The 1,596-nt window shown below is 67.9% G+C and carries 1 protein-coding gene and 1 pseudogene; both read left to right on the plus strand.

What is annotated here, in order from left to right; genetic code table 11:
* The first annotated feature begins 263 nt into the window (after nt 1–263).
* Nucleotides 264–1,109 carry a sulfotransferase family protein gene (locus tag ACTWPT_RS59885; RefSeq protein WP_443186458.1) on the plus strand — a complete coding sequence of 282 codons (846 nt, stop codon included), beginning with the start codon at nt 264–266 and terminating at the stop codon, nt 1,107–1,109.
* Nucleotides 1,106–1,596 (plus strand): annotated as a pseudogene (locus ACTWPT_RS59890) (glycosyltransferase family 4 protein); the annotation flags it as partial. The gene ACTWPT_RS59885 and the pseudogene ACTWPT_RS59890, both read left to right, overlap by 4 nt.

The raw sequence follows: 1,596 nt of genomic DNA on the forward strand, positions 1-1,596 counted from the left end.
CTGCTCGTGGTGTTCGTGCTGTTCCAGCGGCAGATCGTACGCGGCGTCGCCCACACCGGCCTGGCCGGCCAGTAACGCCTTGCCCGCTCAGGTGGGGGTGTGGCCGACGTTCTCGCCTCTGGACTCCGGGACGCTCGGCCACGCGGCGGCCGCCGTCGTACAGGAGGAGCTGGAAGCAGGGCGCGGCGCCCCCCACCATGCCGACCGCGGAAGTCGTATTGTTGCCAGGCAATTACCAGGAACTGACGGTAGTCTCGCTCGGCATGAACTGGCAGCGTAAGGTCAACAAAGCGCTGGTCAGGTTCACCGGATTCCAGATCGAACGGGCGGGGAAAGAGCCATCGGCCCCTCCTGTCCCCGAGGTCAGACCGCCCGCGGATCCGCTGACCGACCGGCTGCTCGAAGCCCCTGTGTTCCTCCTGTCCCCCGTGCGGTCCGGCTCGACGCTCCTGCGGTCGATACTGAACGCCCATTCGGCCCTGCACGCTCCCCATGAGCTGCACGTACGACGGCTGAAGGTGAGTTTCGAGACGAACCTGGCGTCGAAGGCGATGGCGGCGCTCGGCCACAACCAGGCCGATCTCGAGCACTTGCTGTGGGACCGCGTCCTGCACCGGGAGCTGGTCCGCAGCGGCAAGCGGTACATCGTGGACAAGACACCTGCGAACGCCTTCGCCTACCAGCGCATCGCAGCCTGCTGGCCCGACGCCCGCTTCATCTTCCTGCTGCGCCACCCCGCCTCGATCGCCACGTCCTGGCACGAGGCCAGCCCCGACAGGCGCACTCAGGAAGAGGCCGCGCTGGACGCGCTGCGGTACATGAAGGCCGTGCAGCGGGCCAGGAAGGCACTGCCCGGCCTGACCGTCAGGTACGAGGAGCTCAGCGCCGAGCCGGAGCGCATCACCCGCGAGATCTGCGCGTTCCTGGACCTGGAGTGGGAACCGGAGATGCTCTCGTACGGCAAGCAGTCGGTGATCGAGAAGGGGCTCGGCGACTGGCGTGACAAGATCCGATCCGGCACCGTGCAGCCCGCCCGCAAGCTGCCCGCCGAGCACGAGATCCCCGAGGCGTTGAAGCCGATCTCCCGCACCTGGGAGTACCTCTCATGAAGATCCGCTATCTCATGCTGCACGCGTACGGCATGGGCGGCACCATTCGCACGATCGTCAACCAGGCGAACGCGATGGCCGCAGCGGGGCACGAGGTGGAGCTGGTCAGCGTGGTACGGCGGCGCGACACGCCGCAGTTCACGCTGGACCCGCGGATCACGATCACCACGCTGGTGGACCAGCGTGGTGGGCGCAGGGCCGACTCGCTGGGGCGCCGGGCCTGGCGCCGGGTCCGCGGCAAGGTCGTGCCGCGTGGCGAGTTCGCGGCCGACTACTTCACCGAGCGGGTGGAATGGGCGGCCATGGACTACTGCGCCAAGCTGCGTGACGGCATCTTGGTCACCACCAGGCCCGCGCTCAACCTGATCTCCGCCCGCCGTACTCCCACGAGTGTCATCAGGGTCGCCCAGGAGCACATGAACCTGTCGGCCTACCCCGACACCATCCGCAGGGAGATCGCCCGACACTACGGCCGGTTCGATGCGAT

The sequence above is a fragment of the Nonomuraea sp. 3N208 genome (assembly GCF_052245935.1).
Classification (GTDB): domain Bacteria; phylum Actinomycetota; class Actinomycetes; order Streptosporangiales; family Streptosporangiaceae; genus Nonomuraea.

Excerpts from the sequence above, each read along its gene's own strand:
- ACTWPT_RS59885 (WP_443186458.1), top strand. The coding sequence starts at position 264 with ATGAACTGGCAGCGTAAGGTCAACAAAGCGCTGGTCAGGTTCACCGGA.